The following is a 5187-nucleotide window of genomic DNA, read 5'->3' on the forward strand; positions in this document are numbered from 1 at the left end:
TCTGTCCTTATGCCTCAGAATATGCACAATCATCATGAAATTCCCACTAAAGGGATGATTCCGGACAAGCCGGAATGACGGTAAGGGGCAAAGCCGGAATTATTGCATAGGTATCTTCTGATTTTTTTTCTAATGCGATTGCCTTGCAACACCGCCCTACTGGCTTGACTTGCCAAGCACAGTTATAAACTCCTTTAATATGTCAGCGTCGTATAAACTGTTTTGGTCGCGCAGGTAAGCAAGTGCCTCATACGGAGATATTGCCTTAAATCCTGGCCTTGATGTCGTCAGCGTATCATAGGTATTCGTTATGGAGATAATCTTGCCCGATACATGGAGCTTATCACCTTTTATGCCCATAGGGTAGCCCGTTCCAATGAGATTCTCATGGTGTTCTATCAGCGGGAGCATCGCTTCAGACGGAATTCCCTTGTATAGGTTGACTATATCAAGACCCTCAAAGATATGTCCTCTGAGTAACTCTGCCTCAAACTCTGTAAGGGATTGCACAGGTTTATACAGAACCTCAGGCGGTAATGTACTCATCCCGATGTCATGCAAAAGGCTGCCTAAGCCGATGGCAAATAGTTCAGCCCTTGATTGTATTCCCATTGCCAGGGCAGTGGCTACGCAAAATACGGAAACATTCACCGAGTGGGTATAGACATAGTAGTCGTGCTTGTTTACCGTAAACAGATTGGTTATTAAACCCTTTGTATCTACTATTGATGAGATAATGGTTTCTACCGTATCCTTACACGCCTCCACCTTCTCATGGTTTCCGGGGTCATTGAACAGGTCACGGACGAGTAACCTGGCGGTTTCCTTTATAATCATATTTTTACTGCCGTGGCCGTGGGCAACGCCGGAGTCCTTTGCTATTTTTGCGAGATAATCCCTGTATCTTTGTATTTCAGACCGGTCTATCATCAGCTCACAGGGGGAAGCCAACAGCTCTTTGGTGATTACAAGCTCGCCCTTGCTATTGCGCGCGAGAGACAAGGGGACGATGTCCATGTCTGTCTTTGTAAAAAGGTCAAAACCAACCGCCGTTGTCTCTACCAGACATAGTTTGTCTATCAGGATGAGATCGTTTATTGCCCTGACATAATTCGTGAATACACTATCGTCCGGTGCGACATCCTTTGCAGGCAAGCAGGGGACTTTGTTCACGTCTGCCTGAGGGGGAGCTTGCTGCTCATCAGACACAACATCTAATCCCTTGCCGGTGTCTATATACAGATGGTCTATGCCTGATTCTATTATTTTGTCTAACTGGTTCTGTGACTTTATCCCGAAATGATGTCTGAGAAACGGTGTCTTAAACCATGACGTATCAAACCCGTCTACGTACATTCCTATGCGTATTGTATTTGTTGGGATTCTCTTTCTCATCAGCCATCATCAGCATTTACGGCTCAAGCTCACCGTAACGCGCTCATAGTGTAACATACTTTTGCTGTTGTTGGCATTACACTATTGACAAGACAATCCTTTCTTATGATAAAATCTCAAAGATTGAGGCCATAGTTATAGGAGGGGTGGAAAATTGGAAGATATCTCAACGCTTAAGGGCCTGATAGGTGGCTTTAGACAGAGCCGGATTCTCTTTACCGCAAATAATCTGCGCGTGTTTGACTTTCTTAATAAACCTAAATCAGCAAAGGTTATATCCGCAAAGCTTGGCGCTGACCTAAGGGCAATGTCCATTTTGTTAGACGCACTTGTATCAATGGGGCTTATTAAAAAGAACGGCTCATTATATGAAAACCTTCCCATCAGCTCCGAATACCTGCAATCCGGCCGTCCTGAGTATCAGGGGGACATAATAAGCCACTACGACACGCTGTGGAATAATTGGTCAGGCCTTGACAATGTCGTCAAAACCGGCTCTCCAAATCGTACAGCCGCCAACCATGAGAGTTTCATCAGAGGAATGCACAATTTATCGGTTATGAAAGCGAAAAGCGTTATAGACTTTATTGACTTATCAGGTATGAAAACCGCGATAGACATTGGCGGCGGCCCCGGCACGTATACAATTGAACTTGCGGGGCGCGGCATTGATGTCACGCTCTTTGACAGGCCTGACACTATTGCCATCGCTAAGGAATATGCCGGGCATCTCGCAAATGTCAAATTTATGGAGGGCGATTTTTTAGTTGATCCCATAGGAAAGGGCTACGACCTGGCCTTTATAAGCCAGGTATTTCATTCTTATACCCCAGGCGAGAATCTCAGGCTGATAAAAAAGGTTAAAAAGAGCCTGAACAAAGGGGGTAAAATCGTGATTCAGGAATTCTTCATTGAGGACAACATGTCCGAACCGCTTGAAGGTGCCCTGTTTGCCGTTAATATGCTTGTGCATACAGAAGGCGGGCGATGCTATAGCGTAAAGGAGATGCAGTCGTGGCTTAACAAGTCCGGCTTTACGGAGGTTGCCATAAGCCGGCTTAACGAGGCCGTTATCATAAGCGCAGAAACTTAAAGACGCAGGGGGGTAACCCCCCTGCACCCGTAATCTCGCCCACGCTTTATCTATTGATTTCCGCGCCATTAAGGCTCTTACTGAATCTGTTGACATTTGCAAGAAAAACAAGAGAATGGATAAAAAAACCCTTTCAATAGCATATAAATATCTTGTTGATGTTTATGAATATGGATATAAGAATATGGGAATGGCACTTAAATATTGTGAAGAATATGTGGAGATATCGTCGGGAAAATATAAAGAAAGAGCGATTAATAGATGTGAACGCTTGAAAATAAACTAAATCAGGGCTATACTAAACCCTAGGACAAAAGCAGGGACAGTGACCGTTATTGAGGGACGCATACATGGACAATGGTGACGGGTTTCTTTTCCGTCGATACTATTGATTTGTCGCCAAAGCCGAAAGTATTCTTTTCCACAGACGGCCTTGTCTTAGCAGCCGTTAAATCAGTGAACGGGAAAGGAACTAAAGCAATATCACCTGACATGATATTTTTCGTGCCAGTGGTCATAAACAGAGTCTTTATCATTATCCCAATCACGATTAAAGCTGGGAAAGACAAACCCGTCCACTATTTAGTTAAATCTAAAGAAAAGTGAGGCGCTCCTTGTTTTAATACATCTACCAGTTATAGGGCGGAAAACAGAGACAGCGACCTATCTCATCCCCTAAACCTCTGAAGACCCCAAACCACCCCAAACGAAGCACCCGTGAAATCATCGTCCACCATTCCCACGCTCTAACTGTGCTAAGTGTTCCAGTTTTTTGTGAACACATTCATTAGCGCTGGACGTGTCATGTGATAAATACTAATGATGGTAACAAAATGAAAGGGAAATCGCTGATAAAAGAAAACCTCGAACTGGCCTTTCATATATGGCGTGAAGAGGGCACGAACGTCAAAAAGACGTTGAGCCGCTTAAATCAGGAACACGGGTTTCGGCTCAGTCAGCCGACGTTTTACGATTGGATAAAAAGATATGGCTGGAGGGAAAGGCTTGCCCGCCTCGACGCTCAGGAACTGAAAGGGCAGGAAGTATCACACAGCCCCGATCCCCTCGTGTCGATTGCAAAGCAGGTTGAGAAATACGACCGGTACTTTGAAGGACTTGGTGAGGCAGGGATAGACAACGAGGCGATGAGCGCTTACACGAACCTCGTAAAGACCAGGGCACAGCTTATCGAAAAGCAGCGGGCATATAAAGGGCAGACAATCATAGAGTTTATGAGGGAATTAATCAACTGGCTGTCAAAGAACGACCCGGACGGAGTTACCGTCATAGAAAAACATTTTAACGATTTTTCGAATTATGCAAGGGAAAAATATGCTTAAGAAACAATTCGACAAAGAACTTGAGACACTTCGGCAGTTGATAGAATCAAAGGCGCGGCCCTTTGAGGATGATAAGAAGGCACAAAAAGAAAGAGTAGAACGCGCGGCCAAGGACATGGATTATTTCGGAAGGACGTACTTTCCCCATTACATAACATCGTCGTCATCGGCATTGCATAAATACATCTGCGAACGCTACCCCGCGATGATTATGAAATCAATAGACACCGGCGAAGGCGACCGTGAGGCGGACGCCGCCCCGCGCGGCAATGCCAAATCAACGTGGACGACGTTAGTTCTGCTCTTGTGGTGCGCGGCTTACAAATACCGGACATTCCCGCTGATTGTGTCGGAGACATCCTCTCAGGCGGAGGATTTTATATCGTTTATCAAGGCAGAGCTTGAGACCAACGAAAGATTAAAGCAGGACTTCCCGGAACTCTGCGGAGAAGGGCCAATATGGCGGTCAGATGTTGTAATAACCCGAAGCGGGACAAAAATTACGCGGTATGAGACACGGAAGCCGCAGGCCGGACTTGGTAATATGCGACGATCTGGAAAACGACGAGGCGGTAGAATCCCCGTAATCAGACAGATTATTACAATCCCATAAAAAGCGGCAGACCGGTAACCGATGAAATAGCGGTTGCCACTGTAAGAGACCGCTATTCGACATACCCGTCGCAGGGGCTGACGCCGGAGCGCCTCACGCAGATATTCAAAGAGGCCGACCAGGGCAATGTCTCGCGGCAGGCAGAGTTGTTTGAAGAGATGGAAGAGAAGGATTTGCACCTTGGCTCTGTGCTTCAGACGCGCAAGTTACAGGTAATTGGCCTTGAGTATGAAATCCTGCCTGCGGCAACAGGGGGCGCGGACAAGAAGATAGCGGCGGCGGCAAAGACCATGCTTGAGGGGATAGAGAACCTGGACGACGCCCTGCTTGATTTGGCGGACGCAATCGGCAAGGGTTTTTCAGTGCTTGAGATAATGTGGGAAATCTCCGGCAACGAGGTATACATAACAGAACTAAAGCACGTCCACCAGAAACGCTTTACGTTTAATCAGCGCGAGATAATATCAACCATGCCGTATCTGCTGACGCAGGCATCCCCGATGTGGGGCGAGGAGCTGATAGCTAATAAATTCGTCGTGCATAGATACAGAAGCCGTTCAGGAATCACACCGCGCGCGGGGCTGTTGAGGCCGTGTGCCTATGCGTACATATTCAAAAACTACAATATCAAAGACTGGCTAATCTTTAACGAGCTGTTTTCAACACCTATGAGGATGGGGAAATATCAACCCGGCGCAAGCAAGGACGAGATAGCGGTGTTGAAGCAGGCGGTGTTTAATATGGGA

Annotated in this window: 7 protein-coding genes; 5 read left to right on the forward strand and 2 right to left on the reverse strand. The window is 46.4% G+C overall.

Translation table 11 applies throughout. The features are described 5' to 3' along the window. Window positions 1–156: 156 nt before the first annotated feature. Window positions 157–1395, reverse strand: coding sequence for a cyclic di-GMP phosphodiesterase (locus tag AB7D94_RS16325; protein WP_420267100.1), 1239 nt, complete (start codon window positions 1393–1395; stop codon window positions 157–159). A gap of 154 nt (window positions 1396–1549) precedes the next feature. Here AB7D94_RS16325 and AB7D94_RS16330 point away from each other — a divergent pair, with 154 nt between their 5' ends. Both AB7D94_RS16330 and AB7D94_RS16335 read left to right on the forward strand, forming a co-directional pair. Then, window positions 1550–2488 carry a methyltransferase gene (locus AB7D94_RS16330; RefSeq protein WP_420267102.1) on the forward strand — a complete coding sequence of 313 codons (939 nt, stop codon included), beginning with the start codon at window positions 1550–1552 and terminating at the stop codon, window positions 2486–2488. A 115-nt stretch (window positions 2489–2603) separates the two neighbouring features. After that, on the forward strand, window positions 2604–2774 hold the full coding sequence (locus AB7D94_RS16335) for a hypothetical protein (RefSeq protein WP_420267103.1): 171 nt from the start codon (window positions 2604–2606) through the stop codon (window positions 2772–2774). A gap of 46 nt (window positions 2775–2820) precedes the next feature. On the opposite strand, the gene AB7D94_RS16340 is transcribed toward AB7D94_RS16335, so the two are convergent. After that, window positions 2821–3024 carry a hypothetical protein gene (locus tag AB7D94_RS16340; RefSeq protein ID WP_420267105.1) on the reverse strand — a complete coding sequence of 68 codons (204 nt, stop codon included), beginning with the start codon at window positions 3022–3024 and terminating at the stop codon, window positions 2821–2823. A gap of 297 nt (window positions 3025–3321) precedes the next feature. On the opposite strand from AB7D94_RS16340, the gene AB7D94_RS16345 reads away from it, so the two are divergent. From AB7D94_RS16345 to AB7D94_RS16355, 3 genes are all read left to right on the forward strand, one after another. After that, window positions 3322–3828 (forward strand): hypothetical protein, encoded by a 507-nt coding sequence (locus tag AB7D94_RS16345; RefSeq protein ID WP_420267106.1) that lies wholly within the window; start codon window positions 3322–3324, stop codon window positions 3826–3828. After that, window positions 3821–4441: a hypothetical protein gene (locus AB7D94_RS16350; RefSeq protein WP_420267107.1), complete on the forward strand. Its 621-nt coding sequence runs from the start codon at window positions 3821–3823 to the stop codon at window positions 4439–4441. The genes AB7D94_RS16345 and AB7D94_RS16350 overlap by 8 nt, the downstream gene beginning before the upstream one ends. Window positions 4442–4587: 146 nt before the next feature. Further along, a partial coding sequence (locus AB7D94_RS16355; RefSeq protein WP_420267109.1) for a phage portal protein family protein occupies window positions 4588–5187 on the forward strand: 600 nt, incomplete at its 3' end.

The organism is Candidatus Magnetominusculus dajiuhuensis (assembly GCF_046044395.1).
GTDB classification, from domain to species: Bacteria; Nitrospirota; Thermodesulfovibrionia; order Thermodesulfovibrionales; family Magnetobacteriaceae; genus Magnetominusculus; species Magnetominusculus dajiuhuensis.